A 21,602-nucleotide genomic window follows, 5' to 3' on the forward strand; every position below is an offset into this window, starting at 1 on the left:
ATGGAACCCGGAAACCAGCAGTTGCTCTCTGCGTTTCTGGGCTATCTTGCCAGTGAGCGTCAGCTCTCGGTGCACACGTTGGCGAACTATCGCCGAGATCTGGAGCGTCTTGACCAGCAGCTACAGGAGCTGGGTTGTCCGGGTTGGCAAACGCTTTCCGAAAATAACCTGCGCAGGGCTGTGGGTCGTTTGCATGGTAATGGTCTTTCCGGTCGCTCTCTCCAGCGCATGCTCTCGGCCGTACGCAGCTTTTACCGCTACCTGACGCGCGAGGGTGTTGTCAGTCATAATCCCGCGCTGGCGATTCAGGCGCCCAAATCGTCCCGCCGCCTGCCCCAGACGCTGGACGTTGATCAGATCGATGCGCTATTGGAACGCGAGACCGAAGATCCGCTGCAGCTGCGTGATCTGGCGATTATGGAGTTGCTCTACTCATCGGGTCTGCGTGTGTCCGAGTTGGTCAGTCTGAACCTGGTTGATCTGGATTTTTCCGATGCTTCCCTGGTGGTGACCGGTAAGGGTCGCAAGACCCGGGTGTTGCCGGTGGGTCGCAAAGCTCTGGCCGCGCTTGAGCGCTGGTTTAAAGTTCGTTCCGGTTTGGTCCGTCCTGATGAAACCGCGCTTTTTGTCGGTCGCCGCGGCACTCGATTGACGACACGCGCGGTGGAGCAGCGTCTGGCACGTCAGGGTGAGCAGCAGGGCGTTAACGGTCGCGTCTATCCCCATCGGCTGCGTCACAGTTTTGCCAGTCATATGCTGGAATCCAGCTCCGACCTGCGGGCCGTACAGGAGCTGCTGGGGCATGCCGATATCGGCACCACCCAGGTTTACACCCATCTCGATTTTCAGCATCTTATGGATGTGTATGAACGTGCTCATCCCAGGGCCCGACGCAAAAAGGAGTAACCGATGCTCAGTTGTGCAACCTTCGACCTGGACGACACCCTCTGGGAGGTGGATCCTGTCATCCGTCGTGCCAATGACACCCTCTGGCAGTGGCTGGACCGGCATGGCGGTCGTTTTACCGCGTTGCATACACCGGCGGATCTGGTGGAGGGCTCCAAGCTGAGAGCGGCGCTGCTTGAGGAGTATCCGGAGATCGCCCACAGCATGTCTTTGATCCGCTTGCGTCTGATCGAGCGCGGCCTGAGCACGGCCGGTTTTGATGAGCAGGAGTCGGAACGTCTGGCCGCTGAGGCGTTCGAGGTTTTTATGCGGGCGCGTCATGAAGTGGAGTTCTTTGAGCACGCGTTCGAGATGTTGAAAGCGCTACGCGAGCGCGGGCTGACCATCGGCGCCCTGAGTAATGGCAACGCGGATGTAGGTCTTACCGGGATCGGGGGACTGTTTGATTTTCAGTTTAACGCCGATAGCGTGGGCAGCGCCAAACCCGATCCGCTGATGTTTCAGCGCGCGCTGGAGCACACCGGTCTGCGCCCCGAGCAGGTGGTGCATATCGGTGATCACCCGATCAATGATGTAAAGGCGGCCCGCGATCTGGGGTGTTGGACCATCTGGGTCAACCTGGAAGGCCAGTCATGGCCGGAACCCGCGCGTGCTGACGAGCGGGTTACCTGTCTGTCTCAGATTCCGGAAGCGGTGGAGCGTATCGCCAAAAAGGCGATGACGCGAGCCACCCTCTAGACCGGGCGTCTAGCTTTTAAAGCTCGACATGATCTGTTGCAGTGAGTTTGCCTGTTCGGCAACCGTCTGACTTGCCTGGGCATTCTGTTCAGTCTGCCCCGTGGCTTCTTCAATGATGTTGCTGATCGTCTCCACGTTGCGTGTCACCTCGGCCGCGACGGAGGCCTGCTCTTCAGTGGCAGAAGCTACTTGGGTCGTCATATCAACGATACTGCGGGCGCCCTGAGTGATCGATTCGAGAGCCTCGATGGTGTCATTGGCGTTTTGTGCACCCCGCTCGCTGTCGGCGACGCTCTGCTCCATCAGCTCACCCACATCACGGGTTCGGGTCTGCAGCTGGGTTACCAGGCGATCAATCTGCTCGGCCGATTGCTGAGAGCGAGAAGCCAGATCGCGGACCTCATCCGCCACGACGGCAAAGCCCCGCCCCTGTTCGCCGGCACGAGCCGCTTCGATCGACGCGTTCAGGGCCAGCAGGTTGGTCTGTTCGGAGATATCCTTGATCACCACCAGCATGGTGCCGATTTGATCGCTGTCACTGCGCAGTTGAGAGACCACATCAGCTGTTTCCCGGGCCTTGCGGGCCATCTCGTGGAGGGCGTCCATATTGGCAGCGACCCGTGCGCTGCTGTCATCAGCCTGTGCCAAAGACTCCTGCGCGGTGGAGGCCGTTCTATCCGTGTTGCCGGCGATCTCCTGCATCGCGGTTTCCATCTCCTGGATCGCAGCAGCGACCTGCATCACCTGGGCCTGCTGAGTACTTAAGCCCGCTGAGGTATCGGCGGTGGTCGCCGACAACTGTTCAGCGGCGGCGGCGAGTTGAGTTGAGGTTCCGGTGATCTGGCGGACCACGGCCTGGAACGCATCCATCATGTGGTTGAAATCCTGCGCCATGATGCCAATCTCATCCTTGGACCGGTTGTCATAGCGTAACGTCAGGTCTTTGTTATCGCGGGCCTGCTTCATCGTATCCGCCAGTGTCGCGATGGGGTTGAGAATGCTGCGCCCGATGAGAAGTGCGGGCACGATAATAACCAGCAGTAATGCAACGATGGCAACGCTCATTAAGATAAAAATCTGTTGTTTGCGTTCGGCGAAGGCTTGGGTCAGCTCCCCCTCGAGGACTTTAAGGTTGGACTCCGTGCTACCAACGTCCTCGTGCATCTCGCCCAGTAAGCCGCTCTCCGAGTTGAGCCCCAGCTTTTCCATGGCACTCACCAGTGCCATAAAGTCTCTTTGATAGGCATCCAGGTAGGTGATGAGCTGGTCCTGAATATCCTGGCTCAAACCGCTCGAGGGTAGAGCTTGCTTCATTTGCTGGAACGTCTCGTTCCAACGAGGCGGATATTTCGGGTCCTGGCGCAGCAGAAAGTCTTTTTCAGAGCGGCGTAACTGCAGCATCGCTACTTGCAGGTCGGGCACATAGCTGCCCTCCAGCGTGGTTTCGACCTGGTGGATCGACTCACGCAGACTACCGCGTAAGCCCTCTTTTTCCGTCAGGCCGATTTGACGGCGTACCTCAACGACGTTAGCGAATCCCTGAGCGTACTCTTCTAACCGTTGTTCCAGCCGTTCGACCTCATCGGTAGCGATATCGACATGTTCAAGGTCACTTCGTAGAAGCTCGACATCATGCTGAATGGCGGTATGGGTCGTCTCAAAGCGTTCCGCATGAGCCAGATCGTTGGTGGCTAAAAAGTTCTTTTCATGGACTCGATATTCGAGTTTGTGCAGTTTTATCAGGTTGAGATCATCGTGCACTTCCTGCAAATGACTCTGTTGTGATGCGCTGTATTGTTGAATTAACGTAAGGCCGGCAAAACCGACCAGAGTCAGGCCGATCTGCAGTATCAGCTTGTGTTTAATCTTCATTGCGAAGGTTTACTCCTTGGACGGCTGAGCCTGAGGCGACTGGCCCGGGCCCGAATTTAATCATTATTATCAATGGCAAGGGTTCACAGGGCTGCTCAGTCTTCTGGTTTTACCCAGCGTCCACAGCCGTATTTATTCAAGAAACATCGCCAGCAGGTCATTCAGGAAAAGCTGGCCGGACAACGTGGGTTGCACGCGCCCCCCTTTCAGCGTTAACAACTGTCTGCGTTCTGCTTCTATAAGTGTCGGCTGTATTTCTGCCAATTCAAGACCAGTACGCTTAAAAAAAAGCGCCAGATCAAATCCGTCGTGTAATCGCAGCGCATTGAGCATAAATTCGAAGGGGAGTTCATTGGTTGACACCGGTTGATCGCCGGCTAGACGGCGCTCGGCATCCATATAGGCAGCGGGCTGACGTATCTTGTGACGGCGACGGATCAGCATGCCGCCGCTATTGCTGGTCTGACTGAGTTTGCCATGGGCGCCGGCCCCGATACCTATATAGTCGCCAAAGCGCCAGTAGTTCAGGTTATGTCGTGCCTGGCAGCCGGGTTTGGCGTAGGCGGAAACCTCGTACTGATGGAAACCGTCCTCGCGCAGTTGCGCCTGTCCCTGCTCCTGAATAGCCCAAAGTGCCTCGTCCAGCGGGAGTTGAGGTGGACGGCTGTGAAACTCGGTATTGGGCTCGATGGTGAGCTGGTACCAGGACAGGTGATCGGTTTCCAGTCCAATCGCAATGGCTAGATCCTCTATCGCCTGTGCCGGTGTTTGTCCCGGCAGACCGTGCATCAGATCAAGGTTAAGGCGGGGGAAAAGCTCACGCGCCGATTCTGCGGCTGTACGGGCTTCCCGCCCCTGGTGAATACGGCCCAGGGCGGTAAGGGCGTTGTCGTTGAAGCTTTGTACGCCGATAGAGAGCCGGTTAACGCCGGCACGGCGATAATCGGCAAAACGGGCCTGCTCGTAGGTGCCGGGATTGGCTTCCAGTGTCACTTCAAGCTCAGGTGCCAATGCAAACCGGGCAGCCACGCCGTCGAGCAGATCACCGATCGCCGCAGCCGAAAATAGGCTGGGCGTGCCGCCGCCAAAGAATATTGTCTGGAGCGGCCGAGCGCCGCTGAGCGCGCGCTCCTCGTCCAAATCGTCCAGCAGTGCTTTTACATAGGCCTGCTCGGGGAGCTCTGTATCGCGCTGGGCGTGAGAGTTGAAGTCGCAGTAGGGACATTTGCGTACACACCAGGGGATGTGTACGTAGAGGCTCAGTGGCGGTAGCGTCATGCGCGAGCCAGGTAGGGAGGAATCGCCTTGAGCAGTTGCTCCACGGCCTTGCCGCGATGGCTGAGCGCACGCTTCTGCTCGGCATCGAGCTCGGCGGCGGCGCAGCCCGCTTCGGGCGCCAAAAACAGAGGGTCGTAGCCAAAACCGTGCTCTCCGCGGGGGGCCTCGAGAATCTGTCCTTCCCAGCTACCCTGGCAGATTAAGGGTGTTGGATCCTCGGCATGCCGCATAAAGACCAGCACACACTGGAAGCGGGCGGTGCGCTGTTCGGGCGCAAGGCCCTCCAGCGCGGTGAGCAGCTTGCGGTTATTTTCTTCGTCGCTGGCCCCCTCTCCCGCGTAGCGTGCCGAGTAGATGCCGGGAGCGCCGCGCAATGCATCGACTTCCAGCCCGGAGTCGTCGGCCAGCGCGGGTAACCCGGTTACCTGGCAGGCATGGCGTGCTTTGATGATGGCATTTTCGACAAAACTCAGTCCGGTCTCCTCGGCATCGCGCACCGCGAAGTCACCCTGGGGTACCACGGCCACATTGAGCGGGGCCAGAATATCGTTGAGCTCTTTGAGTTTGCCGCGGTTACCGCTGGCCAGAACGATCCGTTCGATCATGGCTGATCAGTCTCCATCGGTGTAGAAGGTTTGCTGAAACTCGATGGTGTAGGGCGGCCGGTTTGCATCGGGACTTACCTCCAGCGAGATTGTCAGTTGCTCCTCGTCGGTAAAACGGAAGCTGCCCAGGTAGTAGATCGCGTTACCTTCGTCGATCTGTTTGAACTCCAGTTGCTGGGATTGCTGCAGCAGATTGGACGCTTCGCCGCGAATACGGGCACGGATCGGTGTTTTGCTACCGTCATCTTCCAGACGCAGTACCGCCACATTAACCAGTGCCCGGTACTGACTGCGGGTCAGGCCATACTGCTGGGCGACCTCCGGTGTGACGAAGCTGGAGTTGAAAGCGTTGTAATGGATCTCGTACTCGCCGTCCGAGATGGCCTGTTCGGCGTGTAGATTCAGTGCGAACAGGGCGAGTGCGGCGGCCCCGATAAAACGGCTCAAGGCGTGATAAACAGACATGCTGATCTCCTTTGGTTCGGTTACACCTGACGCGTGATGCGGTAAATGGCGATCTCACCAAGCATGTTGGGCCACAGCCGGATCCACCAGCGATCACGCAGTTTGTGATCCACCACCGTGCGTTCGCAGATACGAATGTTGCGCTCCACGCACAGCCGTTCAAAGTCGTCGAACGTACAGAAGTGGATATTGGGCGTGTTGTACCAAGTATAGGGCAGGAATTTGGATACCGGCATCCGGCCCTTGAAGGCAAGGTAGAAGCGGGCGCGCCAGTGCGCAAAATTGGGGAAGGTCACGATACACTCGCGGCCGATACGCAGCATCTCCTCGACAATGACATCGGGACGGTGCATGGTCTGCAGCGCCTGGGTCATAACAACACAGTCGAAGCTGTCGTTACGGATGGAGGCCAGTCCCTTGTCGATATCCTGTTCGACCACATCCACCCCTTTGGCGATGCATTCGGTGATATTGCCGTGGTCGATTTCCAGGCCGTAGCCGGAAACCGATTTGGCATCCTGAAGGTGAGCCAGGAGCTCACCGTCACCGCAACCCAGGTCGAGCACACGGGCGTTGGGCTCGATCCAGTTTTCAATAATCTCCAGATCAGCGCGCATCTTGGTTCTCCTTCTGCGTGCTCGGTTCCAGCCCGAGCGCATCGGCGACCCGGTTCATGTAAGCGGTAAAAATACCCATGTAGCGCGGGCTCGGGATCAGGAACGCATCATGGCCATGGGCCGAATCCACTTCGGCATAGCTGACAGACTTGCCGGCCGCGACCAGCGCATCGACCATCTCCCGCGAGCGCTCCGGCGAGAAGCGCCAGTCGGTGGTAAAAGACACCACCAGAAAACGACAGCTGGCATGACTTAACGCCTTCACCAGATCGTGATCAAACTCGGCGGCCGGGTCGAAATAGTCCAGCGCCTTGGTCATCAGCAGGTAGGTGTTGGCGTCGAAACTGGTCGAGAAGCGTTCGCCCTGGTACTGCAGGTAGGATTCCACCTCGAACTGCGGGTTGTCGAAATCGAAACTCAGTTTGCCGGCCCGCATTTCGCGACCGAACTTCTCGCGCATGCCATCGTCCGACAGGTAGGTTATGTGGCCCACCATCCGCGCCAGGGCCAGGCCGGTTTTGGGCACCACATCATGCTCGTAGTAGTGCCCTTTGTGGAACTGGGGGTCTTTGCTGATCGCCTGTCGGGCCACCTCGTTAAACGCGATATTCTGCGCCGACAGCTTGGGCGCCGAAGCGATTGCTACGCAGTTTGCGATGCGGTCCGAGTAATCGATTGCCCACTGCATCGCCTGCATACCGCCCAGGCTGCCACCGATAATCGCCGCCCAACGCTGGATACCGAGGCGATCAGACAAGCGAACCTGGGAATTGACCCAGTCCTTAACGGTAACGATGGGGAAATCCGGGCCGTAGGGTTTACCGGTTTCCGGGTTGATACTGCGCGGTCCGGTAGAGCCGTGGCAACCACCCAGGTTATTCAGGGCGACAACGAAGAAACGGTTGGTATCGATCGGTTTGCCGGGCCCGATGGCGGAGTCCCACCAGCCGGGCTTGCGATCATCCATGCTCAGGTAGCCGGCCGCATGTTGATGGCCGGAGAGTGCGTGACAGATCAGGACGGCGTTGGACGCGTCCTCATTCAGCTCGCCGTAGGTTTCAATGATCAGGTCATAGGCTTCGAGTACGCGGCCACAGCTCAGGGCCAGCGGCACATCAAAGTGCAGCGTCTGGGGCGTGACCAGGCCGACGGAGTCGGCGGGTAGCGATGTGGGCATAAAAACGGCTCTCGATCAGGTTGTCGGGCAGGCAGATGGAGATAGAGATGGTTTGAGCGTCACATCTCGTAGTAGAGGCCGCGACAATGGATCAGAAACTTACTGGGACTCACCTTCGTCTCTCTTTATCGAAACCGTTTCCGGAAGCCGCACTGGGGCTTCAATTTTGACTCGTTTTTGCCGGCCTGACTCACCGCTGAGAATGGTGACGGCGCTCCTGGAGACGCCGAAGCTTTTGGCCAGAAAGCGAATCAGCTGACTGTTGGCGCGGCCGTCGATCGGCGGCGCCGTAATCCGAATCTTAACACTGTCACCGTGCAGCCCGACAATCTCATCTTTGGAGGCCTTGGGTTGCAGGTGGCACTGGAGGATCAGATCGTCGCCCTCCCAGCGATAAAACGGGCTGACGTCCATCTACAGCGTGAATGGCGCCAGTTGCGAGCGAACAATCTGGATCACCAGAAAAATCAGAATCGGCGACAGATCCAGCCCCCCGATGGGTGGGATCACCTTACGTGCCAGCGCAAAAAGAGGCTCGGTCAGTTGCAGCAAAAGCTGTGGCGCCGGGTGGTAACTGTCCGGTGCTATCCAACTGATGATCACGGCACCGATCACCGCCCAAAAATAGATCTGCAGAATTCCGTCCAGCACGCCAACGCCGGAAAACAGCAGAATCCCCGGCATGTTGGTGCCGCCGCCGCTGACAGCCAGCATCGCCACCAGGGTCAGCACGTTGACGCCAAAAGCCAGTGCCAGTGGTGAAAAGTCCAGGCGCTTGGCCTTGGGGATGATCTTCTGCAACGGCTTCAGAGGGATGGATGTCAGGCGCACCACAGCCTGAGATATCGGATTGTAATAATCCGCGCCCGCCAGTTGCAGCAGGAACCGTAATGTCAGAATGAACGCATAGAGCTGACCGACGGTGTGAATAATCAGAATGATCGGATCCTGTGCCATGGTATGTCCTGTCGCCAGTTGGGAGGCTCAGTATAGAGATTTTGGGCGACGGGTTGAACCGCCGCCGCCCTCGCTGTTCTTTACGCTCAACTCCGCTTGCAGAGTTCTTCACTCAGGGTTTGAGCCCGGTCTCGACAAGCCTCCATCGCCGTCTGTACGACTTTATCGAGCCCCTGACGCTGAAACGACAGAATTGCCTGTTCCGTTGTGCCTTTGGGGGAGGTCACATTGGCTCGCAGCTGTGACGGTGCCTGATCACTTTCGGTGGCCATGCGTGCCGCACCCAGCGCGGTTTGCAGGGTCAGTTTCAGTGCCACATCGGGGGCCAGACCCAGCTGCTCACCGGCTTTGGCCATCGCTTCCATAAACAGGAAATAGTAGGCGGGGCCGGAGCCTGAAACGGCAGTGACCGCGTCAATCTGCGCTTCGTTTTCGACCCACAGCGTTATACCCACAGCGCCCATTATCGCCTCGGTCAGGTCGCGCTGAGCTGAGCTGACCCGGGGGTTGGCGAAGAGTCCGCTGGCCCCGGTACCCACCAGTGCCGGTGTGTTGGGCATGCAGCGAACGATGGGCAGATCCCCTCCCGCCCAGAGTTCCAGCGAGTCGGCATCGATACCGGCAGCGACCGAGATCAGCAGCGGCTTGGCCTGTTGGATAGCGGCTTGATGGGTCTCGACCACCGTCTTCATGACCTGGGGCTTAACCGCCAGCACGACGACTTCGCAGGCTTGGATAGCGGAATCGTTATCGGTGGTTGTACGCAGGCCCTGGGCCGCGTAAGGGGCGAGCTTCTCCGCGCTGGGATCGGTAACCCAGACGTGATCAGCGGGGTAACCGTTCGAGACTAAACCCTGAAAAATAGCGCTGGCCATGTTGCCCGCGCCGATAAAAGCGATATTTGCGGTCACGTATAAATCCTATCTGTCATGCAGTTTTGGGTGGTCGGGGGCCGAACAGTGTCGTGCCCACGCGGACGATTGTTGCGCCCTCTTCGATGGCTGGCTGAAGGTCTGAGGACATCCCCATGGACAGCGTGTCCAACCCGGTGACATCCGCGCTGATCTGTTGCAGCAGAACACGCAGATCGGCGAATGCCTGCCGCTGTTCCACCGGGTCATCGGTGGCTTTGGGGATCGCCATCAAACCACGCAGCCTCAGGCCCGGCAGACGACTCAACGCCTGCGCCAGCGCGGGCGCTTCTTCCGGCAAGCAGCCCGCTTTGGTTGCCTCGCGGGAAATGTTGACCTGCAGGCAGATGTTCAGCGGTGCTTTGCTATCGGGGCGCTGGTCCGACAGGCGCTGACCGATCTTGAGCCGGTCGACGCTGTGGACCCAGTCGAAATGCTCTGCAATCGGGCGTGTCTTATTGGATTGAATGGGGCCGATGAAATGCCATTCAAGGGCCAGGTCCCCGAGCTCTGCTATTTTATCCAGCGCTTCCTGAAGGTAGTTCTCACCGAAATGAGTCAAACCGGCCTCGTGCGCTTGGCGGACCTCGTCGGCAGATCGTGTCTTGCTCACAGCCAGCAGCAGGACATCGTCAATATCGCGCCCCGCGGAGTCACAGGCGGAGCGGATCTGATCGGCGACGGTGGAAAGGTTATTTGCTATGCTGATATTCATCGTCCGTATCAATCAATTGTCATTGGAAAGCAGGGGCTATTCTGCTAGAAAAGAACTCTACAGTGACAAGCCTCGAGTCCCCGAATTATGGATATTACAGAACTTCTTGCTTTCGCCGTCCAGCAGGGCGCATCCGACCTCCATCTGACCGCTGGTATGCCGCCGCTGATCCGTGTTGACGGCGACGTGCGCCGCATTAAACTGCCGGCGCTGGAACACAAGCAGGTTCACACGCTTGTCTATGACATCATGAATGACAAGCAGCGCAAGGAGTACGAAGAGAACTTCGAGACCGACTTCTCTTTTGAAGTACCCAAGTTGTCACGTTTCCGTGTCAACGCGTTCAACCAGCACCGCGGTGCCGCCGCCGTTTTCCGTACCGTCCCCAACAAGGTTCTGACGCTGGATGACCTGGGTATGGGCAAGGTTTTCCGCGATCTGTCCGAGCAGCCCCGCGGACTGGTGCTGGTGACGGGCCCGACCGGTTCCGGTAAGAGTACTACGTTGGCGGCGATGATGGATTATGTCAACGATACCCGGACTGACCATATTCTGACCATCGAGGATCCGATCGAGTTTGTTCACGAGAGCAAGAAATGTCTGGTGAACCAGCGCGAGGTACACCGTGATACACACAGCTTCGCCGCGGCACTGCGCTCGGCGCTGCGTGAAGACCCGGATATCATCCTGGTGGGCGAGATGCGAGACCTGGAAACCATTCGGCTGGCATTGACCGCAGCGGAAACCGGTCACCTGGTATTTGGTACCCTGCATACAACTTCGGCGGCCAAGACGATTGACCGTATTATTGACGTATTCCCCGCAGCGGAGAAGGACATGGTGCGTTCCATGTTGTCCGAGTCACTGCAGGGCGTCATTTCACAATCACTGTTGAAAAAGCCCAAGGGTGGGCGCGTTGCCGCCCATGAAATTATGATCGGTACCCCGGCGATTCGTAACCTGATCCGTGAGGATAAGGTCGCTCAGATGTACTCCGCGATTCAGACCGGTGCCGCCTATGGCATGAAAACACTCGACCAGTCACTGCTCGAACTGCTGCAGAAGGGGCTTATCTCGCGCGATCAGGCACGGGAAAAGGCCAAGGACCCCAGTCTCTTCTGATCGACTGACTGAAGGAGGATACGTTGGATTTTACACAGCTTTTAAAGGTCATGTCGGAGCGTGGCGCCTCGGATCTTTTTGTGACCGCAGGAGCAGCGCCGTCCATTAAGGTGGATGGCTCGATCAAGCCGCTGACGCGAGAGGTGCTCAAGCCCTCCCAGTCCCGTGCGCTGGTTTACAGCACAATGAACGATAAACAACTCGCCGAGTTTGAAGGGACCAGTGAGTGTAACTTTGCGATCAGTGCCCCGGGCATTGGGCGTTTCCGTGTCAGTGCGTTCATGCAGCGCAACTCGCCGGGTATGGTACTGCGTGCCATCAACGACCATATCCCGTCTCTGGAGGAGCTGAACCTGCCTCCGGTACTGCGCGATCTGTCGATGACCAAACGGGGGCTGATTCTGTTTGTCGGTGGTACCTCCACCGGTAAATCGACCTCGCTGGCGTCGATGATCGACTATCGCAACAACAACCACGCCGGTCACATCATCACGATTGAGGACCCGATCGAGTATATCCACCAGCACAAGAAGAGCATCATTACTCAGCGTGAGGTGGGCATCGATACCGAATCCTTTGAGATCGCGCTGAAAAACACGCTGCGTCAGGCGCCGGATGTTATTCTTATGGGGGAGATCCGCTCGGCGGAGACCATGAAGTACGGTCTGCAGTTTGCCGAGACCGGTCACCTCTGTATGGCGACGTTGCACGCCAACAACGCCAACCAGGCGCTGGACCGTATCGTTGCCTTCTTCGCACCGGAGCATCACGATCAACTCTGGATGGATATGTCCCTGAACCTGAAAGCGATCGTGGCGCAGCAGCTGCTGCCCACCGTGGACGGTAAAGGGCGCCGGGCGGCGATCGAAGTCATGATCAATACGCCGCTGATCCAGGACCTGATCCGAAAGGGGGAGGTTCACGAGATAAAGGAGGTTATAAAGAAGTCCACCAACCTGGGGATGCAGACCTTCGATCAGGCGCTTTTCACTCTCTATCGCGAAGGGATCATCAGCTACGAAGTGGCTTTGGGTCACGCCGACTCGGCCAACGATCTGCGTCTGATGATCAAGCTGAACTCCGATACCAACCCGGACTTGGAAGGGGACGATCTGCCCTCCTTCACCCTGCAGGACGAGGAAGATACCCTCAACATCAAAGGCAATGCCGACGTAAAGGGGATGTAACACCCTCGAGTTTTCATCGGGCATGCGCAAAAAAGGCCGCTCCAGTCAGCGGCCTTTTTGTCGATGGCGGACAGGCGCCGACGCCTTAGCGTTTGAACACCAGCTGGCCGCCCAGCAGAGTGGCGTGAACGCGCCCTTTCAGGGACGCGCCCAGGAAGGGGGTATTCTGGCCACCGGAACGCATCTGTTCCGCTTCCAGTATCCAGGTCTCCTCCGGGTCAAAAACGCAGATATCGGCCTGACTGCCCGGCTCCAGAGTGCCATCATCCAGGCCCAATATCTTGGCCGGCCCCCAGGTAAGTTTCTCGATCAGCTGAGGGAGCTCCAGCAACTGCTCTTCAACCAGCTGCAGGCAGAGCGGCAGGAAGGTTTCCAGATTGCTCATGCCCGGCTCTGTGGCGGCGAAGGGTGCCTGCTTGGCGATCGCTTCATGGGGTTGATGGTCGGAACAGATGGCCGAAAGTGTATCGGTCACCAGCCCCTGGCGCAGTCCGGCCCGGTCAAGCTGCCCTCTTAAAGGCGGCATCAGGTGGAAATCCGCATTGAAGCCATCCACCGACTCGTCGGTCAGCAACAGGTTTTGAATTGCCACATCGGCACTGACTCGCAGGCCGCGCTCACGCGCAGCCTCAATCAAACGTACCGAGCGCTCACAGGAAAGCTGGCCGAAGTGGGCACGTACGCCGGTTTGTTCGACCAGCATCAGGCAGCGTGATACCTCGATGGTCTCCGCCGCCTCCGAGATGCCGTTCAGGCCCAGCCGGGTACTGGTCGCGCCTTCATGCATGCACCCATTGACGCTTAACGAGGCGTCCTGAGCCTGAAATACCACGAGCAGATCGTGGGTCGCTGCGTATTCCATGGCTCGCAAAAGCACCAGTGTACTGGCCATCGGTGCCCGGGTATTGGTGAAGGCGATACAGCCGGAGCTGGCCAACGCATGCAGCGGGGCGAGCTGTTCGCCACCCAGCTCCCGGGTCAGCGCCCCCATCGGCAGTACACGTGCCCTGCCCTGTTCAGCGGCACGGTCCTGAATCAGTTCTGCCACCGCCGGTGTATCGACAATGGGCCGTGTTGTTGGCGGTGTGACCAAGGTCGTGATGCCGCCCGCTGCTGCAGCCGCTGTTTCCTGGGCGATACTGCCTTTCTGGGTAAAACCGGGCTCGCGCACGTGGGCGCAGAGGTCGATGAAACCCGGGCAAACCACTTTGCCCTGTGCGTCAATGACTTCATCCGCTTCAAACCCGTCGGGACGTTCACCGAAAGCCAGAATCTGCTCGCCACAAATGTAGAGATCGCCGACCTGGTCCAACTGCTGGGCCGGATCGATGACGCGGCCCCCCTGAATCAGAATGTTCATTGTCTGAAAAACCTTATTCGTTGGGCATCTCTGCTGAAGCGGCTGACTGTTGGGCGGCCAGCTGGCCGCTCATGGACATGGACATGACCGCCATTCGAACGGCGATACCGTTGGTGACCTGATCCAGGATCACCGAGCGCGGGCCGTCCGCCACGGCGGATTCGATCTCGACACCGCGGTTGATCGGCCCCGGGTGCATGACGATCGCCTCGGGATGGGCGAATGCCAGTTTGTCGTTGGTCAGGCCGTAAAGCTTATAAAATTCGGACTCACTGGGCAGCAGTGCGCTCTGCATGCGCTCCTTCTGGAGGCGCAGCATCATGACGACGTCCACATCGCGAAGGCCACAGGCCATATCGGTAAAAACCTTCACGCCCAGCGATTCAATATTCCTCGGCAGTAGGGTCAGCGGCGCGATGACGCGAACTTCGGCGGCCCCCAGGGTCCGCAGAGCGTGAATCTGAGAGCGTGCCACGCGGGAGTGGAGAATATCACCCACGATGGCGACTTTAAGTGGCTCGAACTCCCCTTTATGGCGGCGGATAGTCAACATATCCAGCATCGCCTGGGTGGGATGGGCGTGACGACCGTCCCCGGCGTTGATCACCGCCACATCCGGGGTGACCTGCTGTGCGATGAAATGCGCGGCACCGGAGTCGGAGTGACGTACCACGAACATGTCGGAGTGCATCGCCCGCAGAGTCATCAGTGTGTCTTTCAGTGTTTCGCCCTTTTTGGTGGACGAGGTGCTGATGTTCAGGTTGAGAACGTCGGCCGACAGGCGCTTGGCCGCCAGCTCAAACGTCGATAGCGTTCGGGTGCTGGCCTCGAAGAACAGGTTAACCACTGTTTTCCCGCGAAGCAGAGGGACTTTCTTGACCTGTTGGGCACTCATGTCGACGAACGAGTCGGCGGTATCAAGGATTTCGGTCAGTAAGGTCCGTGGTAGTCCCTCAGTGCTGAGGAAGTGACGGAGCTGCCCCTGATCGTTGAGCTGGATCGGGCAGGGGTTTATGGATTCAGACATAATGAGTTCTCAATCGCTGGTCAGTCTCGCTGGCGGATGGTCAGGGTCAGAGGGTCGGGGCCGCTGAGTTTGATCGACTGATCGGGCCCCAGGGCCAGCGTCCCACCGACAACATCGGCCTGAATGGGCAGTTCGCGCCGCTGCAGATCGAGCAGTGTAATCAGCATCACCGAGGCGGGGCGGCCGTAGTCAAACAGCTCGTTCATGGCGGCGCGAATGGTGCGCCCGCTCATGATAACGTCATCCACGAGCAGAATGTGACGCCCTTCTACCGCGCAGGGTAGCTGGGAGGCTTGTACCTTGGGGTTCAGCCCTACCTGGGTAAAGTCATCGCGATAGAAGGAGATGTCCAGAACACCAAGCGGAGTCTCCAGCTCCAGAGCACTGTGCAGGCGCTCTGCAATCCAGGCACCGCCGGTCCGAATGCCGATCATCAGTGGTGCATCGATCTCACGCTGGGTGATCTGAGCCCGGGTTTCGCCAATGATGCGCTCAAGCAAGGCTTCAACGCTAAGAGTTCCCGATAGCATAAAGCTCCTCCAGTCGGGTGTGGCTTGGGATGCGGGTATCGCTGCCCAGCCAGTCTTCCAACAGCAGCTGCGCTGCCAGTCCATCCACCGACTCCTGCTTGAAGTTGGTAGAGCCGCCCCGTTCCAGATGGATACGCTTCGCCTCAGCCGTGGTCAGCCGCTCGTCAATCAGAAAGCAGGGGCGTTGGTACCGGTCCTGAATGCGATTGGCGAATTTGCGGGCGCGGTAGGCCATTTCACTGATGGTGCCATCCATGTTCAGTGGCAGGCCCACCACCAGTGCACCCGGTTGCCACTGCTCGACCAGCTGATCGAGCTGCGTCCAGTCCGGTTTACCCTCACGGGCTGGTATAAACGGCAGGGGGGAGGCGGTACCGGTGATCGGCTGGCCTACGGCTACGCCGATGCGGGTGGTTCCGAAGTCGAACCCCAGCACCTGCTGATTTTCACTGGTCATGAATGACGTCGCGCTCAGGCATGTCCGGCATGGGCCGTTAGAAGATTCAGATTGATTCCGAGTATGGATGCCGCAGCATGAAGCCGCTCCTCGGCCGGCATCCGGAACAGTATATCGAAATTGTAGGGACAGCTTAACCACAGGTTGTCACTGAGTTCCTGCTCAAGCTGTCCGGGCCCCCAGCCGGCATAGCCCAGCGCGACCAGAAAATGCTCGGGTGCCTGACCGTTGGCGATCGCTTCAAGGATATCCAGCGACGTGGTGAGCAGCAGGTCTTCGTTGATGCGGTGGCTGGCCAGCAGCTCGCTTTGGCCGTGTGCTTCTGTATGCAATACAAAGCCGCGGTCTTCGTGCACCGGCCCGCCGTCGAAAACCGGTTGCTGGGCAAAGCGGTCACCGCGGGCCGGCAGTTCCAGATGGTTCAGCAGGTCACCCAGTTCCATGCCGCAGGTACGGTTGATGATCAGTCCCATGGCGCCGTATTCGCTGTGGTCGCAGATAAAGGTCAGCGTCTGCGCGAAACAGGGGTCGGACAGGTGGGGCATGGAGATCAGAAACTGGTGTCGGAGATCGGACGAGCTGGTCATAGGGCGACCCTTGTGTGACGGAACAACGTTGCTGCCGCAGTACAGAGTACTGTCTATATACACTTAGTACACGTGGGTTTGTTTCTCAAACTTCCAGGTCCGGATAATCTCCAGTTTATCCGTACGTTTTCTCATCTCGACCGGAAAGGGTTGGAAGGGAGAGGCCAGCTGTACGATGCGCACGGCTGCATCATCCAGAATCGCGTGGCCGGAGGATTCAAGAATACGCACCCGTTCCACACTGCCATCGGGCAGGATGACCACCAGCAGACGCAGGATACCGTAGATCTTGTCGCGCCGGGCCTGTTCGGGGTAGTTGAGATTACCTACGTTCTCGATCCGGCGACGCCAGGTATCCAGGTACTGAGCATCATCGTGGGAGAGCGTGGAGGCGGCGGTTAAACGGCGGACTCTGGGCCGCTTGGCAAACTGTTCGCGCTCACGATCCAGCTGGGCCTGCAGGTTGGCGATCTCCAGGCTGCGCGCCAGTAGTGAGGTGGAGTTGCCGGTTTTGGGCTGGGGTTGGCTCTGGGCTTTGCTGGCCGTTTGCTGGGCTGCTTTCTCGGGCTGCTTGCTTTGCGTGGTAACGACCCGCGTCGTGCCTGTGCTGGTTTGGGCTGAGCGGTTTTGTGCAACCTGAGCGTTAGCCTGTGGCTTTGGCTCCACGGGCTCAGTGACCGGTGCCGGGGGTTGGGGTGCCGCCTGAGCTGATTGAGGTTTGGGCTTGTCGTTGCTGAACGGTGCCTCTTCAGTCGTTGCGGGCAGGCTTCGTTCCTCAAGAGTACCGCTGCCCGCCTGATTGCTCTGGGCGATGAAATCGGCCTCTTTGGGGGCCTCTTTCTGTTGGAACTGGGCCAGCGTGATATCCAGTGTCGGTGCCCGTGGGGTGGGCTCTGGCCAGTCGAAACTCAGTGCCAGCAGCAAAATGCCATGCACCGCAGCGGCGAGAAAGACCAGAAAGCCGAAGCGTTCCGGGCTCAGTGCTCGCCAGTCTGTGATGTCGTTGGCCGTATCCCGGGTCATCGCCTTAAGCTGTCAACTTCTGTTCGATGCTCTCCATGAGCATCATGCCAATGTCCAGGTCAAACTGGGTATCCAGCTCGCGCACACAGGTGGGGCTGGTGACGTTGATCTCGGTGAGATAGTCACCGATTACATCCAGCCCGACAAACAGCAGGCCTTTCTCACGCAGTGTGGGGCCTACCTGCTCACAGATCCAGCGGTCTCTGTCGGTGAGCGGGCGGCCTTCGCCACGCCCCCCGGCGGCCAGATTGCCCCGGGTCTCACCTGCCGATGGGATCCTTGCCAGCGCATAGGGCACTGGTTCGCCATCGATCATCAGGATACGTTTGTCACCGTCGGTAATTTCCGGGATATAGCGCTGGGCCATGATGGTTTGACTGCCATGCTCGGTCAGCGTCTCGATAATGACGCCTAAATTCATGCCGGATTCCTGGACCCGAAAGATCGACGAGCCCCCCATGCCATCCAGCGGCTTGAGGATCACATCCTTATGCTCGGCATGAAAATCGCGCAACAGCTGTGCATCACGGGTGACCAGCACCGGTGGACAGCATTGGGGAAAGTGGGTGGCGAACAGCTTTTCGTTAAAGTCCCGCAGCGACTGGGTCCGGTTAACGATCAGTACGCCCTCCTGCTCGGCCAGCGCCAGCAGGTGGGTCGAGTAGATAAATTCGTTGTTAAACGGCGGATCCTTGCGCATCAGGACTACATCCAGCTCGTTAAGCGGACGGGTGGCATACTCACCCCGCTGGAACCAGTTATCCGGGTCCATGGCTACCTGCAGGGGCGCCATTCGTGCCTGTACCTGGCCGTCGCGCATGAACAGATGGCGCTGCTCCATGTAGTGCAGCTCCCAGCCTTTACGTTGGGCGGCCCAGAGCAGCGCCAGCGAGGTATCTTTTTTGTAAGTGATCGACTCGATGGGGTCCATCACGATACCGACTTTAATGGTCATGTGCAGTGTCCTGTTGTCGAAGGGTGTCAGGGCCGGTTGCCCAGGTCGCCCCATAAAAACTGTAAGATTGCGGTGGCGGCCACCGGTGCGGTTTCCGTACGCATCACCCGAGGCCCCAGCGCTACCGGGCGGAAACCTGCAGATTGCGCCGCAGCGACCTCTGCCTCGGTCAGTCCGCCCTCGGGGCCGATGAGCAGGGCCACTGAGGCGGGTGGCGGGATATCCGCCAACGGCTGTTCCGTATGATGGTGCAAGACCAGCTTGAGTTCCGCGTCACAGGTGTTGATCCAGTCTGTCAGCGAGCTTGGTGATTCAACGTCGGGGACGGTGCAGCGCTGGCTCTGTTCACAGGCGCTGATGGCCACCTGCAGCCAGTGACGCTGGCGCTTGTCCTGGCGTTCGGCATTCAGTCGTACTTCACAGCGTTCGGTGAACAGCGGTGTAATCGCCGCGACGCCCATTTCCGAGGCTTTCTGAATCGCATAATCCATCCGCTCTCCACGGGAGATCGACTGGCCGATTTCGATACGTAGCGGGCTTTCCCGCTTCGGCTCACGCCGCGTGCCGATCTGAGCCTTAGCGTGTTTTTTACTGACGTCGCTCAGCGTCGCGTCATACTCACAGCCATCGCCGTTAAACAGCACCAGTTCCGCACCCTGAGACAGGCGCAGTACCTTGACGGTGTGATTGAAGGCATTGTCGTCCAGGGCTATCTGTTCGCCGGTGCTCAGCTCACCGGGGTGAAAGAGACGGGGGATACGCATAGAGTCCTGCCTGCAAATAGAGGGATTATGCCATGAACGCGGTGAACAGGCAGCGCTCCTCAGGCCATATCCACATCGATCTCCAGGTCCTGCTCCAGCAGACGTTCGTAATCCTGTCGCTCCAGCGGGCGGCTCAGCAGGTAGCCCTGAACCAGATCGCAGTTCATCTGCCGCAGCTCGTGCAGCTGGTTTTCGTTTTCTACGCCCTCCGCGATGACCTGCAGGCGCAAACCGTGTGCCATGTGTAAAATCGCTTCGATGATCTTGCAGCACTGGGTACTGGTTTCGATGTCATCGATAAAACTGCGATCGATCTTGATCCGGTCCACGTTAAGATTGCGGATGCGGCTGAGCGAGGAATAGCCGGTGCCGAAGTCGTCGATGGAAACTTTGGCACCAAGCTGGCGGACCCGGTCGATCTGGGAGTGAATTCGCTCCATGTCTTCAATCAGCACGCCCTCGGTCAGCTCCAGCTCAAGGTGTTTAAGGAGTTCCGGTCTGCCTTCGAAGGCTTCGCGCAGTATCTGCTCCAGATCCGGACGCAGGAAGCTGATGCCGGAGAGGTTGACCGCCAGCTCCGGAAGGGCGAGCCCCCGTTTGGACCACTGCTCAAACTGCCGGGCCACCGCTTGAATCACCCAGCGGTCGATGCGCTTGACCAGGCCTGTCTGTTCGGCAAAGGGGATAAAGACAGCCGGTGAAATCAGGCCTTTTTCCGGATGGCGCCAACGCAGCAGGACTTCGGCCGTGACGGGCTGGTTACTGGTGAGCTGGAAGATCGGTTGGAAGACCAGGTAGAACTGATCCTGCTCCAGGGCCACCTGGATGTCCTGCCAGAGGGAAAGTCGCTGATCCACCGGCGCACTGCTTAAACTGTTGAACCAAACCCACTCCCGCTCCTCCTGGCGAGCCGCCCTCAGCGCCTCTTCGGCACGGCCGATTAACTGAAACTCCTGCTCACCATCCTCCGGGTAGAGGCTGACCCCGATACGTCCGTGCAGGCTGTAAGGCTGATTATTAATCGAAACCGGCTGGGCAATGGTGTCGAGTATGTCTCTGAGCAGTGTACGCAGTGCGGCGTCACTGCCGACTTCCGGACGTACCAGCGTCAGTGTATCTTCACCATGGCGGGCCAGTAGGTCATCCACCCTCAGTTGGTGTCGAAGCCGGTCGACGATCTCCTTGAGCACACTCTGAGCATGCTCACGACCCCAGCGGGTGGCGATTTCACGTAGCAGTACCAGCCGGATAACCAGCACCGCCATTCGGCTGTCGTGCTGTTCCTGGCGTGTGATCTCGCGCTCCAGCGCTTCGCCCAGTGCCTGGCGGTTATAGAGTCGGGTAACCGGGTCGAACTCTTCAAGAAACCGAGCATGTTCACTGAGTTTGCGCAGACGGCGGTTTTCCTGCGCCTGCTCCTGCAGTACGCCAATACTGCGTGCCAGTGCGCCCACCTCATCGCTTCGCTCGGCGCCGGCAATATCGGTTTCCAGAGTGCCATCGGCCAAGCGACGGGTTGCCAGGGCTAACTGGTTGATCGGATCGGTGATGTTGCGTGCCACGGCCAGTGCCAGACCCGCCGTGGCGAGTAACAGAGCCAGGGTCAGAATCGCCAGAGTTAACAGGCGCTGCATCACCTGCTGATCGATATCGCCAATATGCACGCCGGAGCCCAACAGCCAGTTGCTGCCCGGTATGCGCATTACATAGCTGACTTTGTCGGTTTCATCGCTGAGTTGGCCAGACTCGCTGATAGCCCATCGATAACTCCAGAAAACGGTGTCCCGGCCCTGGATCTGGTCGAGCAGCGTTTGAATGAGAGTGACGCCGCGGCTATCACGCAGGTTGTTAATGCTTTCTCCCTCCAGCTCCGGTCGGCCGGCATTGCTGATCATTAAGCCGTCGCTGTTGAGCAGGAAAAGGTAGCCGTTCTGGCGGTAGCGGGCGTTATCGAGTAAGGCGTGGGTGCGTTCCATCAGGGTCGACTGATCGATCATATGGGCGCCAAAACGGGCCTGGAGCTCGGATAGCTGCCCCCCGACCGTTTCTACGATGCTGCGAATTTCATCCTTGCGGGCATCGATCAGGTCAGCGCGGTGCAGGTAGGCCGCCAAGGTCGCGGTGGCCAGGATACTGCACATGAACAGCAGCACCAGCAGTAACAGCTTGCGACGAATACTGAGCTGGCTCAGTCCTGGCGTGGGCCTGTCGTATCGCATCGGTAATGTCCGACTCCCGCTGGATTTCAGTCTCTCTGTTTCCCGGAGCTGATTTATTCTAGAACAGATAAAAAAGCCCGGAGAACCCGGGCTTTTTAGTGGTTATATCACGGCAGTCTAGCCTTTCTCT

23 protein-coding genes are annotated in these 21,602 nt (G+C 58.6%); 4 read left to right on the forward strand and 19 right to left on the reverse strand.

Going from position 1 to position 21,602, the window contains the following annotated elements:
* Window positions 1–906, forward strand: a complete 906-nt coding sequence (gene xerC / locus G403_RS0108175; RefSeq protein ID WP_027853553.1) for a tyrosine recombinase XerC — start codon at window positions 1–3, stop codon at window positions 904–906.
* A gap of 3 nt (window positions 907–909) precedes the next feature.
* On the forward strand, window positions 910–1,644 hold the full coding sequence (locus tag G403_RS0108180) for an HAD family hydrolase (RefSeq protein WP_027853554.1): 735 nt from the start codon (window positions 910–912) through the stop codon (window positions 1,642–1,644).
* A gap of 9 nt (window positions 1,645–1,653) precedes the next feature.
* Here the strand turns inward: G403_RS0108180 and G403_RS0108185 are convergent, their stop codons facing one another.
* The 10 genes from G403_RS0108185 to G403_RS0108230 form a co-directional block, all read right to left on the reverse strand.
* On the reverse strand, window positions 1,654–3,516 hold the full coding sequence (locus tag G403_RS0108185; protein ID WP_027853555.1) for a methyl-accepting chemotaxis protein: 1,863 nt from the start codon (window positions 3,514–3,516) through the stop codon (window positions 1,654–1,656).
* A gap of 132 nt (window positions 3,517–3,648) precedes the next feature.
* Window positions 3,649–4,794: a radical SAM family heme chaperone HemW gene (gene hemW / locus G403_RS0108190; RefSeq protein ID WP_027853556.1), complete on the reverse strand. Its 1,146-nt coding sequence runs from the start codon at window positions 4,792–4,794 to the stop codon at window positions 3,649–3,651.
* Window positions 4,791–5,399: an RdgB/HAM1 family non-canonical purine NTP pyrophosphatase gene (gene rdgB / locus G403_RS0108195; RefSeq protein WP_027853557.1), complete on the reverse strand. Its 609-nt coding sequence runs from the start codon at window positions 5,397–5,399 to the stop codon at window positions 4,791–4,793. Before rdgB ends, hemW begins: the two co-directional genes overlap by 4 nt.
* Before the next feature lie 6 nt (window positions 5,400–5,405).
* Complete coding sequence (locus G403_RS0108200; protein ID WP_027853558.1) at window positions 5,406–5,864, reverse strand: DUF4426 domain-containing protein; 459 nt, start codon at window positions 5,862–5,864, stop codon at window positions 5,406–5,408.
* A gap of 20 nt (window positions 5,865–5,884) precedes the next feature.
* Window positions 5,885–6,481: a methionine biosynthesis protein MetW gene (gene metW / locus G403_RS0108205; RefSeq protein WP_027853559.1), complete on the reverse strand. Its 597-nt coding sequence runs from the start codon at window positions 6,479–6,481 to the stop codon at window positions 5,885–5,887.
* Window positions 6,471–7,658 carry a homoserine O-succinyltransferase MetX gene (gene metX / locus G403_RS0108210; RefSeq protein WP_027853560.1) on the reverse strand — a complete coding sequence of 396 codons (1,188 nt, stop codon included), beginning with the start codon at window positions 7,656–7,658 and terminating at the stop codon, window positions 6,471–6,473. Before metX ends, metW begins: the two co-directional genes overlap by 11 nt.
* Window positions 7,659–7,757: 99 nt before the next feature.
* Complete coding sequence (locus G403_RS0108215; protein WP_027853561.1) at window positions 7,758–8,072, reverse strand: DUF167 domain-containing protein; 315 nt, start codon at window positions 8,070–8,072, stop codon at window positions 7,758–7,760.
* Window positions 8,073–8,615, reverse strand: coding sequence for a YggT family protein (locus tag G403_RS0108220; RefSeq protein ID WP_027853562.1), 543 nt, complete (start codon window positions 8,613–8,615; stop codon window positions 8,073–8,075).
* 86 nt (window positions 8,616–8,701) lie between these two features.
* Window positions 8,702–9,526 (reverse strand): pyrroline-5-carboxylate reductase, encoded by an 825-nt coding sequence (proC, locus tag G403_RS0108225; protein WP_027853563.1) that lies wholly within the window; start codon window positions 9,524–9,526, stop codon window positions 8,702–8,704.
* 16 nt (window positions 9,527–9,542) lie between these two features.
* Entirely contained in the window at window positions 9,543–10,241 is a 699-nt protein-coding gene (locus G403_RS0108230; protein ID WP_036233041.1) for a YggS family pyridoxal phosphate-dependent enzyme, read from the reverse strand.
* 87 nt (window positions 10,242–10,328) lie between these two features.
* Here G403_RS0108230 and G403_RS0108235 point away from each other — a divergent pair, with 87 nt between their 5' ends.
* Window positions 10,329–11,363 (forward strand): type IV pilus twitching motility protein PilT, encoded by a 1,035-nt coding sequence (locus G403_RS0108235; protein ID WP_027853565.1) that lies wholly within the window; start codon window positions 10,329–10,331, stop codon window positions 11,361–11,363.
* Between the two features lie 23 nt (window positions 11,364–11,386).
* Complete coding sequence (locus G403_RS0108240; protein ID WP_027853566.1) at window positions 11,387–12,550, forward strand: PilT/PilU family type 4a pilus ATPase; 1,164 nt, start codon at window positions 11,387–11,389, stop codon at window positions 12,548–12,550.
* Window positions 12,551–12,635: 85 nt separating this feature from the next.
* Here the strand turns inward: G403_RS0108240 and G403_RS0108245 are convergent, their stop codons facing one another.
* From G403_RS0108245 to G403_RS0108285, 9 genes are all read right to left on the reverse strand, one after another.
* Window positions 12,636–13,910 carry a dihydroorotase gene (locus G403_RS0108245; protein WP_027853567.1) on the reverse strand — a complete coding sequence of 425 codons (1,275 nt, stop codon included), beginning with the start codon at window positions 13,908–13,910 and terminating at the stop codon, window positions 12,636–12,638.
* A gap of 13 nt (window positions 13,911–13,923) precedes the next feature.
* Window positions 13,924–14,937 carry an aspartate carbamoyltransferase catalytic subunit gene (locus G403_RS0108250; RefSeq protein WP_027853568.1) on the reverse strand — a complete coding sequence of 338 codons (1,014 nt, stop codon included), beginning with the start codon at window positions 14,935–14,937 and terminating at the stop codon, window positions 13,924–13,926.
* A 20-nt stretch (window positions 14,938–14,957) separates the two neighbouring features.
* On the reverse strand, window positions 14,958–15,467 hold the full coding sequence (pyrR, locus tag G403_RS0108255; RefSeq protein WP_027853569.1) for a bifunctional pyr operon transcriptional regulator/uracil phosphoribosyltransferase PyrR: 510 nt from the start codon (window positions 15,465–15,467) through the stop codon (window positions 14,958–14,960).
* Window positions 15,448–15,924, reverse strand: a complete 477-nt coding sequence (gene ruvX / locus G403_RS0108260) for a Holliday junction resolvase RuvX (RefSeq protein WP_027853570.1) — start codon at window positions 15,922–15,924, stop codon at window positions 15,448–15,450. Before ruvX ends, pyrR begins: the two co-directional genes overlap by 20 nt.
* Before the next feature lie 14 nt (window positions 15,925–15,938).
* A complete protein-coding gene (locus G403_RS0108265; protein ID WP_027853571.1) occupies window positions 15,939–16,511 on the reverse strand; it encodes a YqgE/AlgH family protein in 573 nt (190 codons plus the stop codon).
* Window positions 16,512–16,574: 63 nt separating this feature from the next.
* Window positions 16,575–17,534 (reverse strand): energy transducer TonB, encoded by a 960-nt coding sequence (locus tag G403_RS0108270; protein ID WP_051298732.1) that lies wholly within the window; start codon window positions 17,532–17,534, stop codon window positions 16,575–16,577.
* 4 nt (window positions 17,535–17,538) lie between these two features.
* The gene (gene gshB / locus G403_RS0108275) at window positions 17,539–18,489 is read right to left on the reverse strand and encodes a glutathione synthase (RefSeq protein ID WP_027853573.1); all 951 of its coding nucleotides are present in this window, start codon (window positions 18,487–18,489) and stop codon (window positions 17,539–17,541) included.
* Window positions 18,490–18,515: 26 nt separating this feature from the next.
* On the reverse strand, window positions 18,516–19,253 hold the full coding sequence (locus tag G403_RS0108280) for a 16S rRNA (uracil(1498)-N(3))-methyltransferase (protein ID WP_027853574.1): 738 nt from the start codon (window positions 19,251–19,253) through the stop codon (window positions 18,516–18,518).
* A 59-nt stretch (window positions 19,254–19,312) separates the two neighbouring features.
* Window positions 19,313–21,472, reverse strand: coding sequence for a putative bifunctional diguanylate cyclase/phosphodiesterase (locus G403_RS0108285; RefSeq protein WP_027853575.1), 2,160 nt, complete (start codon window positions 21,470–21,472; stop codon window positions 19,313–19,315).
* Window positions 21,473–21,602: the final 130 nt, after the last annotated feature.

It is taken from the genome of Marinobacterium litorale DSM 23545 (genome assembly GCF_000428985.1).
Classification (GTDB): Bacteria; Pseudomonadota; Gammaproteobacteria; order Pseudomonadales; family Balneatricaceae; genus Marinobacterium_D; species Marinobacterium_D litorale.